The sequence below is a fragment of the Paenibacillus sp. LHD-117 genome, from assembly GCF_030929555.1.
GTDB lineage: Bacteria > Bacillota > Bacilli > Paenibacillales > Paenibacillaceae > Pristimantibacillus.
In genome coordinates, this window is record NZ_JAVFVT010000013.1 from 73482 (window position 1) to 97975 (window position 24494).

Consider the following 24494-nt stretch of genomic DNA (forward strand, 5'->3'; position numbering starts at 1 on the left):
TAAAAAGTCCGGAAAATGATAATCATGAAGTCCGCATACTGATAGTGGCATCCTATCGAAATCGATATGATGAATATGTAGTCCACATCCAAGGGATAAAGGGGTATAACAGATGAAAAAAACAAATCGATGGTTATCAAGTTCATTGGCGATCGCCATGTCGCTTGTGTTGTTTCTCTCCGCTTGCTCAAACGGCGGCAACGACGAGAAGGCGACGAACACGAGCACACCGCAGGCTAGCGAAACAGCTGCCCCCGGCGCACCGGACACCAAAGATCCTTATGAAATCGAATTGGCCATTCTCTCCTTTACAGGAGTCCCTAAAGACATGCAAATGGTTCAAGACGAAATCAATAAAATCACGCAGTCTAAGATTAACGCAACGGTAAAAATAACAGCCATTCCCGTGGGCAACTGGGCCCAGCAAACGAATCTTATGCTGAATTCCAATGCTAGGCTGGATATGTTGATCACTAGTGGAACTTTGGGTTATTCGGTTCAAGCGGCGAAAGGCCAGTTATACCCGCTGGATAAATTGTTGGATCAATACGGACAAGATATTAAAGCCGTATTGGAGCCGCAAGTATTGAACGGGACAAAAATCAACGGAGAGATTTTCGGCGTTCCTACGATTCGCGATCATGCTGCCAGCTACGGCTTTGTCATGAGAAAAGACTTGGTCGACAAGTACGGCATTGACGTGGGCGCAATCAAAACGTATGAGGATCTTGAGAAGGTACTCAAAACGATCAAGGACAACGAGCCGGCGATTACTCCCGTTGTCGACAACGACGTGCTCTTGAGAACCCCAAACGTGGACTCCCTGGGCGGGGACAGCTTAGGCGTTCTGATGAACATGGACAATCTGAAAGTGGAAAACTATTACGAGTCTCAGGAATACGCTAACCATTTAAAAATGACAAGAAAATGGTATCAAGAAGGCTATATTCTGAAGGATGCGGCGACGAATCAGACCTCCCCAGACAAATTGGTTCAATCCGGCAATGGATTTGGCTTTTTCAATGTGATGAAGCCGGGTTATGCCGCACAGGTATCCAGAACGACCGGAATGGAGATGGTCACGGCCGAGATCATTCCGCCGACGTCTACGACGGCTAATATTACCGGCTTGATGTGGTCCATCTACAAAAACTCGAAGAACCCTGAAAGGACGATGATGTTCCTTAACCTGCTCTATTCGGATGCGGATCTCATCAACTTGTTCAACTGGGGAATCGAAGGAAAACATTACGTCAAGCAATCGGACGGACTAATCGACTTTGCCCCAGGCGTAGATGCGGCGTCTACCGGATATAATCCTAACTGGGACTATATGACAGGGAATCAATTCCTCTCGCATATTTTCAAGGGCAACGATCCGGATATCTGGAACAAGTTGAAGACTTTCAATAAAGAAGCGCTCAAATCGAAAGCGCTTGGCTTCAGCTTCGACGCAGAAAGCGTCAAAACAGAATTTACCGCTCTCAACAACGTCTTGGGGCAGTATCAGAAAGGCTTGGGCACGGGAACGCTCGATCCGGAGAAAAATTTGCCGGACTTTATCAGCAAGCTGAAGGCGGCAGGCATCGATAAAGTCATTGCGGAAAAGCAAAAGCAATTGGATGAATGGGCGAAAGTCAACAACGTCCAATAGAGATGAAGTCGAATGAATAAGGAAGTTACGATGCCCCCAATCAACATCTCTCCTGTTGATTGGGGCTTGATTTTTAGGGGTTAATGACCTGAGCGCTTGAAGGAGACATCCAAATATGAAGTATGTCAATCCCGTTATTCGCGGGTTCTATCCCGATCCGAGCATTTGCAGGGTGAACGAAGATTACTATTTAGTCAACAGTTCATTCGGATATTTCCCGGGAGTGCCGATTTTTCATAGCCGAGACTTAATCAACTGGAATCAAATCGGTCATTGCTTAACGCGGGAAAGCCAGTTGAAGCTGCCCGCATAACCCGATATTGACCCATCGAAGCGTGGAAAGTCCGATCCAAGCGACTGGACATGCCGATATCGTGCAAGCGCATGACGGCAGCTGGTGGTCGGTGTTTCTGGGCATTCGGCCGGCCGGATACCCGTACCATCATCATCTGGGGCGAGAAACGTTCTTGGCTCCGGTTACGTGGACGGAAGAAGGCTGGCCGATCATTGGCCGGGACGGCCGCGTAGAAATGGAAATGAAGGCCCCTTCATTTGCGGGGGCACCGCAGCAAATGGAAGCGAGATTCGGCAGAGAAGATTTCGATTCGCTAGATTTAGGGCTTCAGTGGAACTTTATTCGTAGCCCCCGCGATGGCTCTTGGTCGCTTCAGGAACGGCCAGGCTGGCTGAAGGTGAAAAATACCAGCGATCGTGCGGGGCAAGAAATCATCCAGCTGTACGTTCGCGATACGGTCAGTACCGTCATCCGTCCCGACAAGGAGTTGAAGGGCTTTGACAAAGTGCTGTTGCAACCGGTAGAGGAGAAAACAGTACGCTTTGTGCTCGATAAACGCGCCTTCGCCTATTACAACACGGATATGAAGGATTGGCACGTGGAAACGGGGCAATTCGAGATTTTGATCGGCAAATCTTCGCGAGACGTTGTGATTCAGGATTCGGTCCATGTCGTATCGACAACAAGCTGGCTGCGTCACTTTACCCGCAACTCGACGATCGGCGATTTGCTTGAGGGTCCGTTCGCCAAGTCTTATTTGGCACAGGTGTTAAAGCAAAATCCGCTGGACGATGCGATGGGGGAAGAAAATGCAGAGATGTCGCTGGCGATGTTCATGAACGCGCCGGTTCGCTTATTGATTTTGTTCGGCAAAGGCGAGATCGACGAGCTTAAATTGGATGAGATGCTGGCGCAAATAAACAGCAGACAAGCAGCAAATTCGAACGAAGGGAACAATGCCAAATGAGCCATATAACTGGAAGACCGAACATATTGTGGATTACGCTCGAAGATACGAGTCCGAGAATGGGCTGCTACGGAGATGCCTTGTCACGTACGCCCAACATTGACAAGCTGGCCGGCGAAGGCATGCTCTACCGAAATGCATTTGCCACGGCAGGCGTGTGCGCCCCCAGCCGATCGTCCGTCATTACGGGGATGTACCCGACTTCGATCGGTACCCATCACATGCGAACAGAGCACACCAACCCATATACGCCGGAGCTGCCGTCCCATTATTTTGCCGTTCCGCCTGCTCATGTCAAGACGATTCCCGAAATGATGCGCGCGAACGGATACTACTGCACGAATAACTGGAAGACGGATTACCAGTTCGCGGCGCCTTTAACGGCGTGGGACGAAAACGGAAAGGAGGCGCATTGGCGCAACCGGGAGTCCGGCCAGCCTTTCTTTGCGGTATTTAATTATGATCATACGCATGAAAGCGGTATGTGGCCGGCGGAATACAAGAGGCGGTTTCATCCGAACTATGAGGAGCCGCCTCTCGTCACCGATCCAGACCAGGTTAAGCTTCCTCCATATTTGCCGAACACACAGAAATCTCGCCTTGCGCTTGCCCGACATTACGATAATTTGGCTCGTGCGGATGAGTTTGTCGGTCGAATCCTGCAGCAGCTTGATGAAGACGACTTGAGTGGCAATACGCTCGTCATCCTGTGGAGCGACCACGGAGAAGGGTTGCCGCGCGCCAAACGGTGGACGTATGATTCAGGCATCTGCGTTCCACTCATCGTCAGGTATCCCGGGAAGGTGGAGGAAGGTCAAGTCAGCGAACAAATGGTCAGTATGATTGATTTGGGCCCGACGGTGCTTACCTTGGCCGGCATTCCCGTTCCGAGACATATTCAAGGTCAACCTTTTATGGGACAACATGCCGAACCACGAGACTATGTGTTTGCCACCCGCGACCGCTATGATGAGGCTTACGATAAAGTTCGTGCTGTCCGCGATAAGCGATTCAAATATATTCGCAACGATTATCCGCAGCTGCCTTACCTCCAGTGGATTCCGTTCAGCCATTTGCACCCGATATGGCAGGAACTTTGGCGGCTGAAGCTGGCAGGCGAATTGGCGGACGATCAACACGTGCTCATGCAGAACGGCCGCCCCCCGGAAGAGTTGTACGATTGTATGAACGATCCTTATGAATTGCGCAATTTGGCGGACGATCCATCCTTCCGCGAAGATTTGCTTCGTCTGCGGAAGGCGCTTGGCGATTGGTGCGGCAAATACGACACTTGGGGAGATATCCCCGAGGAACAAATGGTTGCCCGCATGTGGCCGAACGGGGTGCAGCCGCAAACCGCAAACCCGCTCTTCATCCCGATCAACAGCCGGTTGCCTGGTGAGGATGCGGTGAATACAGGGACCTTTGACAAGCCTACTGCGATCATGCTCCACTCGGCAACACAAGGGGCTTCCATCAACTATACGACCGATGAAGACCTGAATCCCCGTTGGAAGCTGTACACGGGACCGATCGAGCTGACAGAAGGAAAGACGGTCATTCGGGCAAAAGCGGTTCGGATCGGATACAAGGATAGCGAAGAGGCAACCTCTTCGTTTGTGGTTGAATAGTATCATCGAGGATGAACCCGATTTCGAAGTCCGTGGAATTATGTTGGACATTTGCCGCAATGATATTCAGAAGAGGGAAACGCTGTATGCCTTGATCGAGGAGCTTTCCGTGAAGGAAATTCAACCGGCCGCTATCAAGACCGTTCTATCGCTTGCTGCGCGATTACGGGAACCGGCTAAGGGAATTGGAATCCATATCCTAACCGGCTTTATCGGGAACATGCAAGATATAGTAGCTCTAGACGGAGAATGGTTTGGTCAATCCCAGTTCGTTCTTGCGGCAATCTTCAGATCAAAAGCAATTGGATGAATAGGTGAAAAGTCAACAATATCAAATAGAGGCGAGTAGGCTCCTTACGGAATCCGTAGACAGTTGTTCGCGGGAATTCGCAAGGAGCTTTTCTTTATGGAAACCTATTTTGATACGAACGGAGTAGAGCGGTTAGGCATCCATTCCGTCAAGCTTTTCTATTCTATCCTTATTACCTGATTCGCGATTTTATGGCTACTCCTAAAGGAGCCAGTGCGATCAAGCCGCTGCTGGACACAGCCATCGAACATCGTGGGCGCCATTCTCGCTTCTCGGAAGATCCGCTTGTCCTCGGAGATGGGGACCATAATATCCATGGCGTGCAAAGCCAGGGGGTAGGCACATCGCTAAAGCATTTTGCGGCGAAAAAGCTCTTGCGAGAAGTTGTTATTATCTGAATGCTAGCAGGCATTTTGTATCCACTATTATACAGCGAGGATGGAGAAAACAATGAAACGGATCAAAGGTGTAAACTTAGGCAATTGGCTTGTTTTGGAGAAGTGGATGAACCCGATTATGTTCTCCGGAACAGAATGCGAAGATGAGACATGGCTTTGCAGAACCCTGCCCCATGATGTAAAAGTCGACAGATATAGCCACCACAGAGGCACCTACATTACCGAGCGTGATTTTGCTTGTATTGCCAGCAAAGGATTAAATACCATACGTATCCCGGTTCCATATTTTATTTTTGGAGATGTAGAACCATTTGTTGGCTGTGTTGATTATCTGGACAAGGCATTCGATTGGGCAGAGAAATACGGTCTTCAGATTCTGATTGATCTACATACAGCTCCGGGGAGCCAGAATGGTTTTGACAACGGCGGAATCTGCGGAGTGTGTAAATGGTGTCAGAATCCGGAAGCGGTGGAGTTTGTACTGACTGTATTGGAGCGTCTGGCACAGCGCTTTGGAACTAGAGAAGGATTATGGGGTATTGAGATCCTAAATGAGCCTGTATCCGAAGAAGCGTGGAAATTTGCGGATATTCCGAATCGCTATCCTGCAGTCGATAAGGAAGAAGCGAAGGGTTCTGGTCCAGTACCCAGTAATTTCCTGCGTGCCTTCTATGTAGAGGCGTATCGGAGAATGAGAAAGTATTTGCCTGAGGATAAGGTTGTTGTATTCCATGATGGATTCCGGCTTCGTGAATGGAAGGATTTCATGAGGGAAGAGGAATTCGTTAATGTTGTTCTGGATACGCATCTATATCTTATGGTGGCAGAAGCAAAGGGCTGTGCTAACAATCTGGATGCCTACATTGATTTCATAGAGAACAATTTCGCTAAAGACATTGCCGAGATGCAGGAATATTTTCCGGTTATCGTTGGAGAGTGGTGTGTGTTCAACAACGCTGAGGGTCTGAAAGAAATGAACCCGGACGAACGGAAATCACTGTATCAGAAACTTGCTAATGCACAGCTGCTTGCCTGGGAAAAGGGGCAGGGCTGGTTCTACTGGAGTTACAAGCTGCTGCTTGATACGGTCAACGTTTCTAAATTGGAAGGCTGGGACAGCTGGGATATGGGTAAGAGCATTGATCAGGGCTGGCTGCCGGATAAGTACTGATATCGTTGATATCGCATAGAAACATAAAAAGTTCCTAATCTCGATTCAATAAATTAAAAACGGAGAAAGCATCAGTGTCAAACTGAAAAATAGATTCGAAATAAAAAGTCCGGAAAACGATAATCATGAAGTCCACATACTGATAGTGGCATCCTGTCGAAATCGATATGATGAATACGTAGTCCACAATCAAACGGCGGCAACGATGAGAAGGCGACGAACACGAACACACCGCAGGCTAGCGAAACAGCTGCCCCCGGCGCAGCGGACACCAAAGATCCTTATGAAATCGAATTGGCTATTCTTACTTTTGTAGGCGTCCCTAAAGACATGCAGCCGGTAGAAGACGAAATTAATAAAATCACGAAGTCCAAGATTAACGCAACTGTAAATATTACGGCAATTGGAGCCGGAAGTGTTGAACGGAACAAAAATCAAAGGAGAGATTTTTGGTGTACCTACGATTCGCGATCATGCCAGCAGCTACGGCTTTGTCATGAGAAAAGATTTGGTCGACAAGTATGGTATTGATGTGGGCGCAATCAAAACGTATGAGGATCTTGAAAAAGTGCTCAAAACCATTAAGGACAATGAACCGGCCATTACTCCCGTTGTCGACAACGGCACGCTCTTGAGAACCCCGAACATGGACTCCCCGGGAACGCTCGATCCGGAGAAAAATTTGCCGGACTTTATCAGCAAGCTGAAGGCGGCAGGAATCGATAAAGTCATTGCGGAAAAGCAAAAGCAATTGGATGAATGGGCGAAAGTCAACAACGTCCAGTAGAGACGAAGAAGAAACTTTGCCGCTATGATCTTGGCAAAATCAGAAGTGGAAGTTGAGAAGCTATTTAATGAAATGATTGCGCAGGACGCAAAGCTGGGTTATACACGTCAGCGTAGCGAAGGAGAGATTGGAGTTGTCTAATTCAAAGCAATTATTCGAAACGAGATGTATCCATTCACTGGAGAAGGTGTTCGCGGATGAGCCCTTGCAGGCGGTTCCATACACCCAAGCAACCGTGCTTCTCAACGAGACGTTCTCATTCCAGGTTGCCTATCAAGCGCACGGTATGCTGAAGAATGTTAAGGCGCGGGCCATGTCTGAGCTTGGCACTGCAGTAATGATCCGTACGGTCGGGCTAGTACCTTCAGATTTGCCGATATATGCCGATCATGATGAGCATGTGCTGCGCACTACACCGGGGTTGTATCCTGACCCCTTGTATCCTTTGCACATAGAAGACATCATTTGCTTGCCTAATCAATGGCGCTCTCTATGGGTTACTGTGGAAGCATATCCAAAGAGACAACCTGGCCGCTATTCCATTGACATTGTGCTAGAGACGGAGGGCGGAGAGATACTGGGAGAAGAGCAGCTCGAGCTCGAGGTTCTGCCTGCCTCTCTGCCTAAGCAGCAACTGATTCATACGCAGTGGTTCCATACGGATTGTATTGCTACGGCGTACGGTGTAGAGGTGTGGAGCGAGGAGCATTGGCGCCGAGTGGAGCAATTCGTGACGACGGCAGTCGATCATGGCATTAACATGCTGCTTACGCCGTTATTCACGCCTCCGCTTGATACGAAGATCGGCGGCGAGCGTCCGACGGTCCAGCTCGTTGATGTAGAGCGAATAGGCGATACGTATCAGTTCGGCTTTGATAAGCTGAAACGCTGGGTAGAGATGGCTCTTCAGAATGGCATCGAATATATTGAGTTCAGCCATCTATTTACACAGTGGGGCGCCGAGCACTCTCCTAAGATCACAGCTGCCGTCAACGGCCAAACCGAGAAAATATTTGGCTGGGAGACCGATGCTGCAGGAGATGAATATCGAAGCTTCCTAGCGCAATTTCTGCCGGAGCTTGTCCAATTTATTGAAGAGAACAGTTTGAAGGAGAAGTGCTATTTCCATATTTCTGACGAACCAATCATGAGAAATATAGAGCCTTTTCGCAAAGCAAGTCAGCTAATAGATCAACATCTGCAAGGCTTCTCAAGAATCGAAGCGCTGTCGGACTACTCCTACTATGAACAAGGGCTCGTACCGACGCCGATTCCTGCAACGAATCATATTGAGCCGTTCCTTGAGCATAATGTGCCTGGCTTATGGACGTACTATTGCTGCATGCAATACAAGGGAGTGGCGAATCGCTTCTTCGCCTTCCCGTCCGCACGCAATCGGATCATTGGCATTCAGCTGTACAAGTTTCAAATTACAGGCTTCCTGCAATGGGGCTATAACTTCTGGTACAGTCAATACTCGATTAAAGCGATTGATCCGTTCCGTGTTACGGATTGCGGCGGAAGCTTCCCATCCGGCGATGCCTTCCTCGTCTATCCGGGGGCTGATGGACCTATCGAATCGCTGCGGATGGAAGTGTTCTATGATGCCCTTCAAGACTTACGCGCATTACAATTGCTAGAGACCCGAATTGGCAGGGAAGCTGTCCTTGAACTGTTGGAGGATGGTCTCGAGCAGCCCATAACATTCGATGTGTATCCGAGGGAAGCAACTTGGCTGCTGAATAAACGGGAGCAGATCAACCGCATGATCGAAGAGCATCACCAAGAGCAGGGAGAGCTGACAGCCCTGTAATACCAATAACAGCCTACAGCCCGTCAATCTCCAGTACCACCGTCGATCCATCGAGGAGAGGCGCTCGGTAAAGCTGGAGGAAGTTTGAATTCGGTATAGATTCGACGAAAAGAAGGAGAATGCGAAAAGTGAAAAAGGCATTGATTATTTGGGGAGGCTGGGAAGGCCATCAGCCGAAGGAAGTCGGAGAGATTTTGCACGAACTGCTAGTGGATGAGCGTTACGAGGTTGAGATGTCAAATACGCTCGACAGTCTGATTGATGAGGAGAAGCTTAAGGGGCTGGACCTAATCGTTCCGGTATGGACGATGGGGTCGATTACACGGGAGCAATCGATCGGGCTACTCGCGGCTGTGAAGAGCGGCGTCGGTATCGCAGGCTGCCACGGCGGAATGGGTGACGCGTTCCGGATAGATACGGAGTATCAGTTCATGGTGGGAGGGCAATGGGTTGCGCATCCCGGCAATGACGGCGTCCGGTATACCGTCAATCTCGGTGACCACCCGATCGTTGACGGTATCGGCGACTTCGAGGTAAGCACGGAGAAATATTACATGCATGTCGATCCGGCGATCGAAGTGCTGGCCACGACGACCTTTGAGGGGTACGGCCCGAATGGGGCCGATATGCTCATGCCGGTCGCCTGGACGAAGAAATACGGCGATGGCCGCGTGTTTTACTGCTCGCTGGGCCATCAGGCCAATATCATAAGCATACCGCAAGTTTCAACGATCATGCGCCGCGGCATGGTTTGGGCATCGAAATAAAATGAGCAGCCGCTTCAAGGCTTCATTCGGAAAAAGATTAGGAGGATTCGAACGATGAGTAACAATAAGGTCAAAGTCGGCATTATCGGATGTGGGATAATTAGTTCCACTTATTTCAAGAACGCTAGGGATATGTTCGGCAATTACGAAATCGTCGCCTGTGCAGATATCGACGTCGAGCGCGCCAAAAAGAAGGCGGAGGAATACGGCCTCGCGAAAGGCTGTAGTGTGGAAGAACTGCTGGCTGATCCGGACATTACCATCGTCATCAATTTGACAATCCCGTTCGCCCATGCAGACGTCAGCATTCAGGCGCTAGAAGCGGGCAAGCACGTATACGTCGAAAAGCCGCTCGCGGTTACGCGCGAAGACGGGGCGAAGATGATCAAATTGGCAAAGGAGCGGGGGCTCCGTATCGGCTGTGCGCCGGATACATTCCTCGGCGGCGGTATTCAGACGGCCATTAAGCTGGTTCGTGACGGCTGGATCGGCGATCCGATCGGCGCGACCGGATTCATGATGGGCGCCGGCCACGAATTTTGGCATCCGGCTCCCGAGTTTTATTACCAGCATGGCGGTGGGCCAATGTTCGACATGGGACCGTATTATTTAACAGCGATGGTCGCACTGCTCGGTCCGATCGAGCGGGTGACCGGATCTGCACGCATCTCGTATCCGGAGCGGACGATTACGAGTGCGCCCAAATATGGGCAGAAAATCAAGGTCGAGATACCGACCAATGTAGTCGGCATAATGGAATTCAAAAATGGTGCAATCGGCACGCTCTTCACGAGCTTCGATACGCGCGGGGGTACGACGCTTCCCAGCATCGAAATTTACGGCAACCTCGGCACGTTGGTCGTTCCCGATCCGAATACGTTTGGCGGTGTCGTCAAGTATCATCGCACCGGACCGAGCGAATGGGCCGATATCCCGCTTACTCACGGATTTGCGGACAATGCCCGCGGCATTGGCGTTGCCGATATGGCTCAGGCGATCATCGAGAACCGGCCGCATCGCGTGAATGGCGAGTTGGCTTACCATGTGTTGGAAGCCATGCACGGCTTCCACGACGCTTCGCGAGATGGCAAGCACTACGTGATGCAAAGCACCTGTGAGACGCCGGAGCCGCTTCCGTTCGGCACATCCAAGCTGTTTTTTCATGCCTGATCCGGCAGTCCAGTATCAGTGTTCAAGCGATTCTGTACGACATAAGATCACAAGCAGTATTCCAGGGAAGTGAGTACTTTTATAACGAATTCGAAGGAAAGTAAATAGTATATAAGTTGAACTAAAGGAATTCATTACCATAGTATCGAGGCTGAAAGCAGATGTCATCAATAATGTGTTTTATCATACCGTTGCAGAAATTCGTCACAATGTTACCGAGATTATGCAGCAAGTTAGCTTAGACATACAAAATATTATTGATCGCCTCTGTCTGCGGTTAGAATATGACCAAATACCGGAAAATCTTTAGATCAACTTATATAGATAATAGATTTAAAATTGGAAAAAGACATCTGCTACCGAAAGTCGGGAGAGCGGATGTCTTTTTCCTGTAATTATAGACAATATTGCTATTCAGATTGCCCTTCGTGCAGATGCTGTTTGCTGCATATAAAAGTCCGAATAGTGCCACGGACAATGTCCGGATTCTGATAGAATCCCTTTAGCCGGTATCTTATGATAACTGTATGATTCATCGAAGGGAAGGTACAACTATGGCACAGACAGTCGGAGTCAGCAACACCCGAACGAATACGACCGCAAAGAAACGAGCAAGATGGTGTAAATATATGCCGCTGACTATCATGGCTTTGCCGGGGTTATTGTATTTGCTTATCAACAACTACTTGCCCATGTTCGGGATCGTGATCGCGTTCAAGGATATTGACGTTTCCAAAGGAATACTCGGCAGCGATTGGGTCGGATTCAAAAATTTCGAGTATCTCTTCAAAACGTCGGACGCCTATATCATTACTCGAAATACGATTTTTTATAATGTCGCATGGATCATTCTCCATACGGTACTAGCCATTTTTTTCGCTATATTGCTCAATGAAATCAAGAACAAATTTCTCGGTCGCTTTTATCAAAGCGTCATGATACTTCCGGCGCTAGGCTTGATCGAACGAAATTGGTATTTCGAGAAGCTGTATTGGCCCGTCGAATTCGGCGCTGGCGAGTGCAGCTACCTGTCGACCGAAGTCGTCGGCGGATTTACCGGCGTCTATATCGGCATGTACGCGACAGGAAACGGTACGACTTGCCGAGCGCCGGCTTACTTCGATTATTTCGAGTATCGTTCCCTATGACGTACAGAGAACAATCAGATAAGGAGACCGACAACGATGGCGAGAGACATTAAAAATATTCTGAAGCAAATGACGCTGGAAGAAAAGGCGGGGCTCTGCTCCGGGCTCGATTTCTGGCATACGAAGGGAATCGAGAGACTGGGCATTCCTCCTCTCTTAGTAACGGACGGACCGCACGGACTGCGCAAGCAAATGCCGAAAAAGACCGATGACCCCGACCATCTCGGCGTATTCGGGAGCGTTCCAGCTACCTGCTTCCCGTCCGCCGTGGGACTGGCAAGCTCATGGGACCGCGAGCTGATCGGCAAGGTCGGCGTTGCGCTCGGCGAAGAATGCCAGGCCGAGGATGTCTCGGTACTGCTCGGACCGGGTGCGAATATCAAGCGTTCCCCGCTCTGCGGGCGCAACTTCGAATATTTCTCCGAAGATCCTTTCCTGAGCTCGGAGATCGCCGCGGCCCATATCAGCGGCGTACAGAGCCAAGGCGTGGGCACCTCGCTCAAGCACTTCGCCGCGAACAACCAGGAGTACCGTCGCATGTCAGGCAATTCTGTCGTAGACGAGCGCACGTTGCGAGAAATTTATTTGGCCAGCTTCGAGGGTGCGGTCAAGAAAGCTCAGCCGTGGACGGTCATGAGCGCCTACAATCAAGTGAACGGCACGTTCGCATCGGAGAATCCTGCCTTGCTTACGGATATTCTGAAAGACGAGTGGGGGCATGAGGGCGTCGTCGTCTCGGACTGGGGCGCCGTCAATGAGCGTGTCAGCGGCTTGGAAGCCGGCCTTGAGCTCGAGATGCCATCCAGCCACGGAGTCGGCGACCGGAAGATTGTCGAGGCCGTGCAAAGCGGCCGACTGTCCGAGGAGACGCTGGACCGGGCGGTTGAGAGGCTGCTGCGCATCATCTTCATGACCGTCGACAACAAGAAGGCAGATGCCGCTTACGATGCGGATGCGCATCACCGCTTGGCGCGCGAGGTAGCCCGCGAGTGTATGGTTCTGCTGCGCAACGAGGACAATCTGCTGCCGCTGCCCAAGTCGGGCCGCATCGCAGTCATCGGCGCACTTGCGGAGGAGTCTCGCTATCAAGGCGGAGGCAGCTCGCATGTGAATCCGACCAAGCTAGAGAAGATACGCGAAGAGCTGGCGATCGTCGCCGGAGCTGGAGCCTCGATTACGTATGCGCAAGGTTACGATCTTGCGAGCGATACGGTAGACGATCAGCTTGTCCGGGAAGCCTTGGACGCTGCCCGCTCTTCCGACGTCGCGATCCTGTTCATCGGACTTCCCGATCGATATGAATCCGAGGCGTTCGACCGCAAGCACCTGCGCATTCCCGACAATCAGGCGAGGCTCATCGAAGCGATCGCCGAGGTTCAAGGCAATATTGCCGTCGTTCTGAGCAACGGAGCGCCAATCGAGATGCCGTGGCTGAGTAAAACCAAGGCGGTGTTGGAGGCTTACTTGGGGGGCCAAGCGCTTGGCGGAGCAATCGCGGATATTCTGTTCGGCGAAGTCAGTCCATCCGGCAAGCTTGCTGAGACGTTCCCCGTCAGAGTCGAGGATAACCCTTCTTATCTGAATTTCCCAGGTGAAGGGGATACAGTCGAATACCGGGAAGGTTTATTCGTCGGTTACCGGTATTACGACGCGAAGAAAGTCGAGCCGTTGTTCCCGTTCGGCTACGGTCTCAGCTATACAAGCTTCGCCTATTCGGATCTGCTCGTCGATCAGAAGGAGATAACCGACGAGGATACCGTTCATGTCAGCGTGAAGGTAAGGAATACCGGCGCTCGTCCGGGCAAGGAAATCGTGCAGCTCTATGTTCGGGATATCGTCAGCACGGTCATTCGGCCGGAGAAGGAGCTGAAGGGCTTCTCCAAAGTCGACCTGCAGCCGGGAGAAGAAAAAGAGGTTATCTTCGAACTGGACAAACGTTCATTCGCCTTCTACGACGTCAAGCTGAAGGATTGGCGCGTCGAGACCGGGAAGTTCGCCATTCTGATCGCCCGCTCTTCCGTGGATATCGTCCTGTCTGACATGATTACCGTACAGTCGACAACGGTTTTAGTCCCGACTTACACGCGCAATTCGACCATCGGGGATCTGATGGCGAATCCGAATGCTTGGTCAGCGGCTAAGGAGATTCTAAAGAATTCCCCTCTTCCGGCTCCCGCAGAAGGAGAAGATGGCGCAATGAATGACTTGCTGGCCGCATTCGCCAACAATTTGCCATTAAGATCGTTAGTCGGCATGAGCAAGGGCGCTTTTACGGAGGAAGCCTTAGAAGGTTGGTTAGTGAAGCTAAACGGTTCGCAAACTGAAAACTAATTCATAATAACGACACAATGATCCTGGAGGCAACGATGATGAAACAGGCATTTAATCCTTATTTACCAAGCTATGAGTATGTACCAGATGGTGAACCTTACGTTTTTGGAGACCGTGTATATGTGTATGGAAGTCATGATAAGTTTAATGGCAAGCAGTATTGTGAAAAAGACTATGTATGCTGGTCTGCTCCGACGGATGATTTGAGCAATTGGAAATACGAAGGCGTCATTTACCGCAAAACGCTAGACCCGATGGGACAAGAGGACAAACGGATGTTATATGCGCCGGATGTACAGCAAGGACCTGACGGAAGATTCTACTTGTATTATGCATTTGATTTCCTTGGAGTCATGGCGGTTGCTGTCTGTGATTCTCCTGCAGGTAAGTACGAGTTTTACGGGCATGTTCATTATAAGGATGGTACATTACTTGGGAGTCGAGAAGGGGATGCATTCCAATTTGACCCAGGCGTACTCGTAGATGATGATGGCAGAGTATACCTCTACTCCGGATTCTGTCCTGTAAACTTCCCATGGAAGTACTTGGGCTTTCCAGAACAAACGATTAAAGGCGGTATGGTAATCGAGCTCGAGCAAGATATGATCACGGTAAAGGAAGATCCGAAGGTTATCTTCCCAGACAAGGCTCGTGGTGCAGGGACAGATTTTGAAGGACATGAATTTTTTGAGGCATCTTCCATTCGGAAAATAGACGATACGTATTACTTTATTTATTCTTCTTTTAACGGACATGAGCTATGCTATGCAACTTCGAAGAGTCCGACTGGCGGATTCAAATATGGCGGTACCATCATCTCGAACGGGGATATTTACCTAGGCGGCAGAACGGACGAAGAAGCATTGAATTATACGGGCAATAATCATGGCAGCATTGTTAAGATCAATGGAAAATGGTATGTGTTCTATCATAGACAGACGAATAAGCATCAGTTTTCGCGTCAGGCATGCGCAGAAGAAATCACAATTGAAAGCGATGGACGGATCCAGCAGGTCGAAATGACAAGCTGTGGTCTGAATGGCGGGCCTTTACTTGGTAAAGGGGAATACCCTGCGTATATTGCATGTAACTTAATGAGTAAAACAGGCGCCTTCTGCTATGAATTCGGACAATCCGTTGACCCGTCACATCCATTCTTTACGCAAGATGGGGAAGATAGAGAAGACCTTCCGAATCAGCATATTGCTAATTTAACAGACGGGGCGCTTGCAGGCTTCAAATATTTTGATTTTGAGGAAGTTTCCAGAATTTCAGTCAAAGTAAGAGGTACAGGAAACGGCAAGCTTCAAGTAAGATCAGCCATTGGCGGCGATTTAATTGCAGAAGTATCTATTTCTCCTTCCAGTGAATGGGGTGATTTGCATGCTCCGTTGACATTAGATCGCGGCGTTCATGCCTTATATTTCACCTACAAGGGTGAAGGGGCAATTGATTTGCTCTCATTTACATTGGACTAAGGAGTCGTTTAATCTGATGAAAAAAAGCTTTAACACAGATTGGGATATTAAAATTCAACGATCCGAAATTGGAACAACAGATTTTTCTCGTCAAAATGTGACTCTTCCTTACGATGCCATGCTTCAACAAGAACGACACGCTCATTTTCAGTCGTGATAAGGCGTTCTATCCTAATGGTGTTTGGGAATACACTAAAACATTTTTTTGGGTCTGTAAAATAAATTGTATAAACTCCAAAACCAAGCTATTCTAGTAGAACGATCCCAAAATTCCGTAACCATCACGACTGCGGCGCTCCCTCAAACCATACTCCGAATCGATCGGAGGGCTAACGGAGCGCACCGCCGTTATTCTGCCTATTATGCCTCATTTTAAATTCTAACGGAGCTACGCGCACTTATTGGACGAATTTCTAGGGAAATGGCCATGTTTGACAGCCAATAGCGGTCTCCAGCTCCGTTAGAATTTATAAACAGCCGATTTGAATCGAATAGCGGCTGTGGCAGCCGTTAGCCATCTCAAACGGTTGCCCATCGAATTGCAGATCATAGACTTCATGGGTAAACATTGGGTAGTAACGGTATTTCTGAATCGAACTACTAGTAGTAGACACTGAGAGGTAGGAGAACACAATCTATGTTCACGAAAGAGCAGATCCAGAGCTTCATTAAAGAGAATGACATCAAGACCCGCCGGAGACATTCAGAACGCGTTGAAGAAGTTATTCGCTTCTACGGTTCAGGAGTTCATGGAAGCGGAGTTGGATGACCACCTAGGCTACGCCAAGCATGACACGAAGAACAAACAGACGAGTAACAGTCGAAACGGCAAGATGCCAGCCAAGACGGTCATGACCGAACTTGGGGATATTGAGATCCGTACCCCCCGTGACCGTGACGGCGAATTCGAGCCGCAGATCGTCAAGAAGCATCAGAACGACCTCTCTGGCCTAGAGAGTCAGATTATCTCGATGTATGCCAAGGGCATGTCCATACGGGATATTCAAGCTCATTATAATCATATTTACGGCGTGGAATTATCCCCAACAACGCTTGTCTCCAACGTAACCGACCGGATCCTGCCTCAAGTCCAGCAGTGGCAGAATCGGCCTCTTCAGCAGGTCTATGCGGTCGTGTTCATGGACGCTATTCACTATAAGGTGCGGCACGACAATGCGATTGTGAATAAAGCCGCGTATATGGTGATCGGCATCGATCTCGAGGGTCACAAGGACGTCCTCGGCATGTGGGTCAGGGAGAACGAGTCCGCAAAGTTCTGGCTGGGCGTCTTAAACGATCTCAAGAGCCGTGGCGTCAGGGACATCCTCATCAACTGCGTGGATAACCTAAAGGGCTTCAGCGAATCGATAGCCGCCGTCTATCCCCAAACCGATGTCCAGAAGTGCATTGTGCATCAGATCCGGGCGTCAATGAAGCACGTCTCCTATAAGGATTTGAAGGCCGTTGCAGCCGCGCTCAAGCCGATTTACAAGGCGGTCAACGAACAGGCTGCCGCGACCGCTCTGGATGAGTTTGAAGCGGTGTGGGACAAGAAATATCCTCATGCTGTAAGCTCTTGGCGATCCAACTGGACGGAGCTTACCGCGTTCTTTCAATACTCCGAAGAGCTCCGGAAGATTATCTACACGACGAACGTAATCGAGAGTTATCACCGCCAACTCCGCAAAGTTACAAAGGGGAAAACGATCTTCCCGAACGATGAGTCACTGCTAAGGATGCTATATCTATCCACAATGGATGTCATGAAGAAATGGACCGGCCGCGTACAGGGCTTGGGACAAATTATCCTCCAGCTGTCCATCCACTATGGAGATCGGGTCACCCCCTATATCCACTGAAACTATTTCAACTGAGTTTACACAAAACTATTGACAGACCCGGATGGGGTGAATTACTTGGTTTTAGCAGCGCCAATCCAACTACAACCGAAAACTTCTTTGACAAAAATTCGAACATTCGATGGACGCGCCTTAGCTGTTGTGTTAATTAAGGAGAGTGGTGATATTCATTTAACCGCCACGCCTGAACACGGGTCAGCAGTTCATTTGAAATTCGATAATGTAACACACAAAATATCGTATATTTAGATTTAATATTTAACTCAACTTTCGCAGCGCCAAGATCAGCTTCTTGGGCGGTCAGGAGGACGTACAGGTGCTTTCGATGCGCATCGCCAATATGGTCGGTTCGAGGGGCGACGCCTGGCATTTGCTTACGATGGCTGCATTCACTCGCGCGGTCCTGCCCGTTCACGGCTAACCTTCGTAGTGTTCGCGATGTTCGCGCATCAGTGCCTCGCCTACCGTCTCCATCGAAGCGACGATTCGGTACATGCCTCTAAGCGGTTGATAACCCAGCTTGCGATTAATGGCCAGAATCGGCTCGTTCATGGAATCGTTGTCCGTCCGGATATAGTCGGCTCCGCGTCGCATGCCCTCGCGGATCGCTTCCAGCTTAAGCGCCTGAGCGACTCCCTTGCCGCGATACGCTTTGTCGACGCCGGTATATTCGTGATACATGCCGTTCGTCGCCTCGATGTGGAGCACGTTGGTCATGCCGACGAACCGGTCGCCGTCCGCCGCGATGAGTACCAGCTCGGGCCGGAAGCCGTCGACTTCGAGATACCACTTCTTCCATTGATCGAAGTCGGGCACATCCCCGAGGAAGCTTGGAATATCCCGCATCGTAGGCGTAGCGAGCTCATAGAGTTTACGTTTGCCCTCCTCCCCCGGCTCGTCGGCAAGCGTAAGCAATCGCAGGCCGCTGCGCGCGAGGAGGGTTTCCGGATCTAGTTCCGCGATGCTAGCGGGAACATCCGACAGCGGAAGCAAGGATTGATAGGCATGACGCTCCACGATAAAACCCCTCCGAACTGCGAAGTGCAGCGCTTCCGGCTGATCGTCCCATACTTCCGTGATCAAAGATGAAGCTCCCAGCTCCGAAGCCCACTCATGCGCATGGCGCAGCAGCGCTTTCCCGACGCCTTGTTCCCGAACATCTTCCCGGACGACTAACGTATTGCACAGGTAACCCGGCTCCGTCCATGGCGCGCGCCAAGTCCAGACATAACCCGCGATCGAGCCATCCTCCGTCACGGCCACTCGTCTCGTCCGGTCGTAACCGACAAGCAAGCCGTTATCGTCTTTCCAGGTATGTCCGACTTCGTACAGCTTTTTGTCGTCCTCCTCCAGCCGCTCGGCCGAGGTCGGCTCCGACCAATGCCCGTTCAGCAGCTCAGCGAGAGGAGCGTAGTCTTCCGGCAACCGCAAGGGACGCAGGGTATATGCAAGGTTCATTTTACGTAACACCAGCTTTCCGTTGTATTTGGCTTAACAGGCCGCTCGTAACGGAGAGGCCGGCGATCATTTCTTTCTCATATGCAGTATCGCGCATCCGTACGAACGGGGGATAGGGGGAGTTTGCTTATGAAGCAAACAATACTGAAAACAAAATGTAAGCAAGCAGGGCAAGGCATGTAGAGAGAATGTTATAGAAACGTTTCGACAAAACAAAAATAACCTCTTGAATACGATTACAGGATCGACTATAATCAAATCGAAACGTTTCAATTGTGTGTTTTACACAATGAAAAGCGCTATAATATGGCATTTTTAAGATAGATCGAAACGTTTCACCGAATTTGCTGAAATTATGGCATTCAGGAATGAAGAGAATTAGGCAGGACATTCTAAACATGGGGGTGTTTACGCTTCTCGCCAGTAATGAACCTTGCGTGCTTGAATACGGGCAAGCAAGGGTATGTACACCTTATGAAAACCATGATAACGACATCATCGAGAGGGGTTAGCAAATATGAAAAAGACAGTATCGATATTGACAGTTGCCGCGCTTAGCGCAGGCTTGCTAGCGGGCTGCGGAGCGAACAACAACACGGAAGGCGGAGCGAACGGCGGTAACGGCGGCGACGAGAAAGTCACGCTGAGCGTCTGGGGCATGGGCGAAGAAGCGAAGACGCTGCCTAAGCTCGCGGAAGAGTTCACGAAACAAAATCCGAACATCACGATCAACGTACAGGCGCTTCCTTGGGATCAAGGACATGAGAAGCTTCTGACGGCCATCGCTTCCAAAAAAGGTCCGGACGTCGTTCAAATGGGTTCGTCCTGGATCCCGGAATTCGCGGATGCCGGCGCTCTCGCCGATCTTGCCCCTTACGTCGAACAATATCCGGAGCTGAAGCAGGATAACTTCTACGCGGGCGCGGTCGAAGCGGGAACGTACGAAGACAAATTCGTCAGCGTGCCGTGGTACGTCGAGACTCGCGTTCTGTACTACCGTACCGACCTATTGCAGGAAGCAGGCTATGACCAAGCACCTCAAAACTGGGAAGAACTGTCCGACGCGGCGCAGAAGCTTGCGGCTCGCGGCGACGGCAAGTACGGCATCAGCATCGATCCGAAGGAACAATCCCTGGGCTTCATGTTCGCCCGCCAGAACGGCGCGGAATGGTTCACGCAAGACGGCCAGCCCGACTTCGCGAGCGACAAGTTCGTCGAAGCGGTTGAATACATCAACAGCTTCTACCAAAACGGCTCCGCGCCGAAGGATCTCGGTCTCGATATCATCCCGGCGTTCAAGGAAGGCATCCTGCCGATGTTCATCAGCGGCCCTTGGATGATCAAGCTGATCCAAGACCAAGCAGCCGACATCGACGGCAAATGGTCCATGGCCGTTCTTCCTAAGAAAGAAAACAACACTTCGTTGCTCGGCGGCTCCAACCTGTCGATCTTTGAATACTCGAAGAACAAAGAAGCCGCGGCGAAATTCGTTGCCTTCATGAGCAAATCCGAAACGCAGCTGAAGTGGATGGAATACACGAGCTCCCTGCCTGCCGCAACGGCTGCATGGGAAGACGACTCCCTGAAAAACAACGAGTTCTACAAAGTCATCGGCGAGCAGCTGAACGCCGCGGTTCCGATGCCGGTCATCACGGCTTGGTCCCAAATCAGCCAAAGCTACGTGAAACACTTCGAAGTCATCTACCGCAACAACGCGGACGTGAAGAAAGAGCTTGAAGCTTTCAACGCCGACTCCGTTAAATTCATGAAATAACTTTCGTTAGACCAGCTTAAAATTTGGAGGCGCCCGGCTGCGGCCGCGGACGCCTCCATCGAACGAAGCGGGCCGGCTGCATAGGCCGGCCCGCTCCTATATTTGCCACGGCATGAAAGAAGGAAGTGACCATTCCTCATGAAGGGTTTTCTGAATAGGCAAGCTCCATACGTCTTTATCGCGCCAACCTTGCTTCTGCTCACCTTGTTCTCCATCGTTCCCATCGTGGTCGCGCTCGTGATCAGCTTCACGGACATGGACCTCGGGGGTCTGGCTAACCTGGATCGGGTTGGATTCATCGGATTCGACAATTACGCGGAGGTCATCAAGGATCCCGTCTTCCATAAGGCGATTTTCAACACGCTGTTCTACGTCGTCATCGGTGTTCCGCTGGTTATCCTGTTTTCGCTATCCATCGCTTTGTTGATCAATTTGGGCACGTCCCGCATCTTCAAAGCGTTCCGGGTCGTTTATTATCTCCCTTCCGTAACGAACATCGTCGCCGTCGCGGTCGTCTGGAGTTATCTGTATAACCCGGCGCTAGGCCTGTTCAACTATCTGTTGAATTCGGTCGGTTTGCCGGACGTGGCTTGGCTCACGGAGCCGACGATCGCCAAGCTTTCGCTGATCCTGCTGGCGCTGTGGAAGGCGATCGGCCTGAACATGATTATTTTCATCGCGGCGCTGCAAGGCATTCCTAAGTCTTACTACGAGGCCGCGCAGCTCGACGGGGCGAACACGTGGCAGCAAGTGACGCTCATCACGATACCGATGCTTCGCTTCGCGATCTTCTTCGTCTCGATCACGACGATGATCGGCTGGCTGCAGTTCTTCGAGGAACCGTTCGTCATGACCGAAGGCGGTCCGCTCGACGGAACGCTGTCCGTTGCGCTGTTCATCTACCAGAACGGCTTCCAATTCAGCAACTTCGGCTATGCGGCGGCAGGTTCGTTCGTGTTGTTCGTCTGCATTATCGCCATCACGCTCGTTCAGCTTCGGGTGCAGAAGAACGAGTCGGACATGACTTAAGGCAAGGGAGAGATCACTATGAGTTCAACAACCGCTGGCAAAAGGAAGAGCTCGGGCGACCGCGAAAGCGGTCGCGCGTTCCAATGGATTTCCGGCATCGTGCTGACCATCGGCGGCCTGTTCTTCCTGCTGCCGTTCTTCTGGATGATCATGTCCTCCTTCAAGCCGGAGGTCGAAATCGTCCAAATTCCGCCGACCTTATGGCCGGATAATTTCACGATGTATAATTTTCAATATTTGTTCGGGAACATGAACTTCGGCGTTTATCTTAAAAACACGCTGATCATCGTCGCGATCTCGTTCGTCGGCTTGCTGCTCAACGCGATCGCGGGTTTCGGCTTCGCCAAGTACGACTTCAAAGGCCGGGACGGCTTGTTCGTGCTCGTACTAGCGACAATGATGATTCCGAGCCAAGTGACGATGATTCCGGTTTATCTGATCCTGAACTCGCTCGGCCTCACGAACACGATGACGGGCGTCGTCTTGCCGGGACTCGTCGGCGCCTTCGCGATTTTCCTGTTCCGCCAGTTCATGTCGACGATTCCGACGGAGCTGCTGGAGGCGACGCGTCTGGACGGGGCGAGCGAATATCGCATTTTCCTCCAGATCGTCCTGCCGATCTCGAAGCCGATTCTTGCCGTGCAAGCGATTCTGACGTTCATCGCCGGCTGGAACAGCTTCCTCTGGCCGCTCATTATCGCGAACGATGAAGGACTCTATACGTTGTCCGTTGGCTTGTCCTTGCTCAAGGGGCAGTACGCCGCGAACTTCGGCCTGCAGATGGCAGGCGCTACATTTATGGTCGCTCCGGTAATCGTGCTGTTCACCTACTTCCAGAAGCACATCATCGAGAACTTCAGCATCTCCGGGATGAAATAGACGAATATTTCCACATTAGAATTTATAAGTTTTCGAGATGTCGAAAACGAAATTCTAATTGGCGATAAATCCAACCTATAGACGCGGTCGCTCATCACTGAGAGACCTCGATAGAGGATTTCTCACTATTTGGGGAAAGAAGGTACGCGTATATGTCAGCTTCTGCTTCAAAGCCTAAACGGCCCAACATTCTGTTCATCATGTCGGATGACCATGCTTCGCATGCGATCGGCGCTTACGGGAGCCGGATCAACGAGACGCCGAATCTCGACCGGCTCGCGGATGAAGGCATGCGCTTCGACAACTGCTTCTGCACGAATTCGATCTGCGCGCCGAGCCGCGCGACGATTCTGACGGGCACGTACAACCATATCAACGGCGTTAAGACGCTCGGCGACGATCTGGATGGCCGCCAAGTGACATTCCCTAAGCTGCTGCAAGCGGACGGCTACCAGACGGCGATGATCGGCAAGTGGCATCTCGGTCATGGCGGCCACTACGATCCGACGGGCTTCGATTACTGGAGCGTGCTGCCGGATCAGGGCGATTATCGCAATCCGGACTTTTTCGAGATGGGCACGAGGAAGAAGTTCGAAGGGTACGTAACGGATATCATTACGGACAAGTCGCTGGACTGGATCGACAAGCGCGATCCGGAGCGTCCGTTCATGCTGATGTGCCATCATAAGGCGCCGCATCGGCATTGGGAGCCGGACGACAAACACATGCATCTCTATGAGGATATCGACATCCCCGAGCCGGTTACGTTCAATGACGACTACGCGACGCGCTCGCAGGCGGCCGTTCAGGCCAAGATGCGCATCGACGATCTGAACGACTTGGACACGAAAGGCCCGCCGCCGGAAGGTCTGACGCCGGAAGAGGTCCGTAAGTGGAAGTACCAGCGATATATCAAAGATTATCTGCGCTGCATTGCCTCCATCGACGATAACGTGGGCCGCATGCTCGACTATCTCGACGAGAAGGGGCTGGCGGAGGACACGATCGTCATCTATACGTCCGACCAAGGATTTTTCCTCGGCGACCATGGCTGGTTCGACAAACGGTTCATGTACGAAGAATCGCTGCGCATGCCATTCTTGATCCGTTATCCGAGAGAGATTGAACCGGGCAGCGTGAACGAGACGATGATCCTGAATACGGACTTCGCACCTACGTTCCTTGAATACGCGGGTTTGCCGATCCACGAGCGGATGCAAGGCTTCAGCATCAGGCCGCTCATGAACAGCGTCTTGCCGGAAGGATGGAGGACGTCGATGGTGTACCGCTATTGGATGCATCTGGACGGCTGCCACGAGGTGTATTCCCATTACGGGATCCGGACTCATCGATACAAATTGATTTACTACTACGCGCAAGCGCTTGGAACAACGGATTCGCGGGACGAGAACCGGCCGCCGGAATGGGAATGCTTCGATCTGGAGCAGGATCCGTACGAGCTGAACAACGTATACGGCAATCCGGATTACGCGAACACGATCGCGGATCTGACGAAGCAGCTAGAGAAGCTAATGGACGAGGTTCAGGACGAATATATCCATTAGGTTAAGCTTG

16 protein-coding genes and 3 pseudogenes are annotated in these 24494 nt (G+C 50.9%); 18 read left to right on the forward strand and 1 reads right to left on the reverse strand.

Going from position 1 to position 24494, the window contains the following annotated elements:
* Window positions 1-112 precede the first annotated feature (112 nt).
* The 14 genes and pseudogenes from RB620_RS12085 (at window position 113) to RB620_RS12155 (ending at window position 17779) form a co-directional block, all read left to right on the forward strand.
* A complete protein-coding gene (locus RB620_RS12085) occupies window positions 113-1654 on the forward strand; it encodes an ABC transporter substrate-binding protein (protein WP_308094631.1) in 1542 nt (513 codons plus the stop codon).
* Between the two features lie 115 nt (window positions 1655-1769).
* Window positions 1770-2352, forward strand: a pseudogene (locus RB620_RS12090) (family 43 glycosylhydrolase); the annotation flags it as partial.
* Window positions 2353-2388: 36 nt separating this feature from the next.
* A pseudogene (locus RB620_RS12095) lies at window positions 2389-2916 on the forward strand (fibronectin type III-like domain-contianing protein); the annotation flags it as partial.
* Entirely contained in the window at window positions 2913-4547 is a 1635-nt protein-coding gene (locus tag RB620_RS12100) for a sulfatase family protein (RefSeq protein WP_308094633.1), read from the forward strand. The pseudogene RB620_RS12095 and the gene RB620_RS12100, both read left to right, overlap by 4 nt.
* Window positions 4548-5307: 760 nt before the next feature.
* Window positions 5308-6426 (forward strand): glycoside hydrolase family 5 protein, encoded by a 1119-nt coding sequence (locus RB620_RS12105; protein WP_308094635.1) that lies wholly within the window; start codon window positions 5308-5310, stop codon window positions 6424-6426.
* 418 nt (window positions 6427-6844) lie between these two features.
* Entirely contained in the window at window positions 6845-7213 is a 369-nt protein-coding gene (locus RB620_RS12110; RefSeq protein WP_308094637.1) for an extracellular solute-binding protein, read from the forward strand.
* A 133-nt stretch (window positions 7214-7346) separates the two neighbouring features.
* Complete coding sequence (locus tag RB620_RS12115) at window positions 7347-9026, forward strand: DUF4091 domain-containing protein (RefSeq protein WP_308094639.1); 1680 nt, start codon at window positions 7347-7349, stop codon at window positions 9024-9026.
* 128 nt (window positions 9027-9154) lie between these two features.
* Entirely contained in the window at window positions 9155-9793 is a 639-nt protein-coding gene (locus RB620_RS12120; RefSeq protein WP_308094641.1) for a ThuA domain-containing protein, read from the forward strand.
* A gap of 54 nt (window positions 9794-9847) precedes the next feature.
* Window positions 9848-10963 carry a Gfo/Idh/MocA family protein gene (locus tag RB620_RS12125; protein ID WP_308094644.1) on the forward strand — a complete coding sequence of 372 codons (1116 nt, stop codon included), beginning with the start codon at window positions 9848-9850 and terminating at the stop codon, window positions 10961-10963.
* A gap of 554 nt (window positions 10964-11517) precedes the next feature.
* On the forward strand, window positions 11518-12111 hold the full coding sequence (locus RB620_RS30340; protein WP_374121398.1) for a beta-xylosidase family glycoside hydrolase: 594 nt from the start codon (window positions 11518-11520) through the stop codon (window positions 12109-12111).
* A 36-nt stretch (window positions 12112-12147) separates the two neighbouring features.
* Entirely contained in the window at window positions 12148-14442 is a 2295-nt protein-coding gene (locus tag RB620_RS12140; protein WP_308094646.1) for a glycoside hydrolase family 3 C-terminal domain-containing protein, read from the forward strand.
* Window positions 14443-14477: 35 nt separating this feature from the next.
* On the forward strand, window positions 14478-15920 hold the full coding sequence (locus RB620_RS12145) for a family 43 glycosylhydrolase (RefSeq protein ID WP_308094648.1): 1443 nt from the start codon (window positions 14478-14480) through the stop codon (window positions 15918-15920).
* A 16-nt stretch (window positions 15921-15936) separates the two neighbouring features.
* Complete coding sequence (locus tag RB620_RS12150) at window positions 15937-16077, forward strand: hypothetical protein (protein ID WP_308094650.1); 141 nt, start codon at window positions 15937-15939, stop codon at window positions 16075-16077.
* Window positions 16078-16557: 480 nt separating this feature from the next.
* A pseudogene (locus RB620_RS12155) lies at window positions 16558-17779 on the forward strand (IS256 family transposase).
* 417 nt (window positions 17780-18196) lie between these two features.
* Here the strand turns inward: RB620_RS12155 and RB620_RS12160 are convergent.
* Window positions 18197-19237: a GNAT family N-acetyltransferase gene (locus tag RB620_RS12160; protein WP_308094652.1), complete on the reverse strand. Its 1041-nt coding sequence runs from the start codon at window positions 19235-19237 to the stop codon at window positions 18197-18199.
* A gap of 517 nt (window positions 19238-19754) precedes the next feature.
* On the opposite strand from RB620_RS12160, the gene RB620_RS12165 reads away from it, so the two are divergent.
* The 4 genes from RB620_RS12165 (at window position 19755) to RB620_RS12180 (ending at window position 24484) form a co-directional block, all read left to right on the forward strand.
* Window positions 19755-21011: a sugar ABC transporter substrate-binding protein gene (locus RB620_RS12165; protein WP_308094654.1), complete on the forward strand. Its 1257-nt coding sequence runs from the start codon at window positions 19755-19757 to the stop codon at window positions 21009-21011.
* 138 nt (window positions 21012-21149) lie between these two features.
* Window positions 21150-22040 carry a carbohydrate ABC transporter permease gene (locus RB620_RS12170; RefSeq protein ID WP_308094656.1) on the forward strand — a complete coding sequence of 297 codons (891 nt, stop codon included), beginning with the start codon at window positions 21150-21152 and terminating at the stop codon, window positions 22038-22040.
* An 18-nt stretch (window positions 22041-22058) separates the two neighbouring features.
* Window positions 22059-22919: a carbohydrate ABC transporter permease gene (locus RB620_RS12175; protein WP_308094658.1), complete on the forward strand. Its 861-nt coding sequence runs from the start codon at window positions 22059-22061 to the stop codon at window positions 22917-22919.
* A 152-nt stretch (window positions 22920-23071) separates the two neighbouring features.
* Window positions 23072-24484: a sulfatase family protein gene (locus tag RB620_RS12180; protein ID WP_308094660.1), complete on the forward strand. Its 1413-nt coding sequence runs from the start codon at window positions 23072-23074 to the stop codon at window positions 24482-24484.
* The last annotated feature ends 10 nt before the right edge of the window (window positions 24485-24494 follow it).

Bases quoted from the DNA above. Each gene is read 5' to 3' on its own strand.
- RB620_RS12100 (WP_308094633.1), top strand. From the start codon at position 2,913: ATGAGCCATATAACTGGAAGACCGAACATATTGTGGATTACGCTCGAA.
- RB620_RS12175 (WP_308094658.1), top strand. From the start codon at position 22,059: ATGAGTTCAACAACCGCTGGCAAAAGGAAGAGCTCGGGCGACCGCGAA.
- RB620_RS12180 (WP_308094660.1), top strand. From the start codon at position 23,072: ATGTCAGCTTCTGCTTCAAAGCCTAAACGGCCCAACATTCTGTTCATC.
- RB620_RS12170 (WP_308094656.1), top strand. From the start codon at position 21,150: ATGAAGGGTTTTCTGAATAGGCAAGCTCCATACGTCTTTATCGCGCCA.
- RB620_RS12125 (WP_308094644.1), top strand. From the start codon at position 9,848: ATGAGTAACAATAAGGTCAAAGTCGGCATTATCGGATGTGGGATAATT.
- RB620_RS12160 (WP_308094652.1), bottom strand. From the start codon at position 19,237: ATGAACCTTGCATATACCCTGCGTCCCTTGCGGTTGCCGGAAGACTAC.
- RB620_RS12140 (WP_308094646.1), top strand. From the start codon at position 12,148: ATGGCGAGAGACATTAAAAATATTCTGAAGCAAATGACGCTGGAAGAA.
- RB620_RS12145 (WP_308094648.1), top strand. From the start codon at position 14,478: ATGATGAAACAGGCATTTAATCCTTATTTACCAAGCTATGAGTATGTA.
- RB620_RS12165 (WP_308094654.1), top strand. From the start codon at position 19,755: ATGAAAAAGACAGTATCGATATTGACAGTTGCCGCGCTTAGCGCAGGC.
- RB620_RS12085 (WP_308094631.1), top strand. From the start codon at position 113: ATGAAAAAAACAAATCGATGGTTATCAAGTTCATTGGCGATCGCCATG.
- RB620_RS12150 (WP_308094650.1), top strand. From the start codon at position 15,937: ATGAAAAAAAGCTTTAACACAGATTGGGATATTAAAATTCAACGATCC.
- RB620_RS12105 (WP_308094635.1), top strand. From the start codon at position 5,308: ATGAAACGGATCAAAGGTGTAAACTTAGGCAATTGGCTTGTTTTGGAG.
- RB620_RS30340 (WP_374121398.1), top strand. From the start codon at position 11,518: ATGGCACAGACAGTCGGAGTCAGCAACACCCGAACGAATACGACCGCA.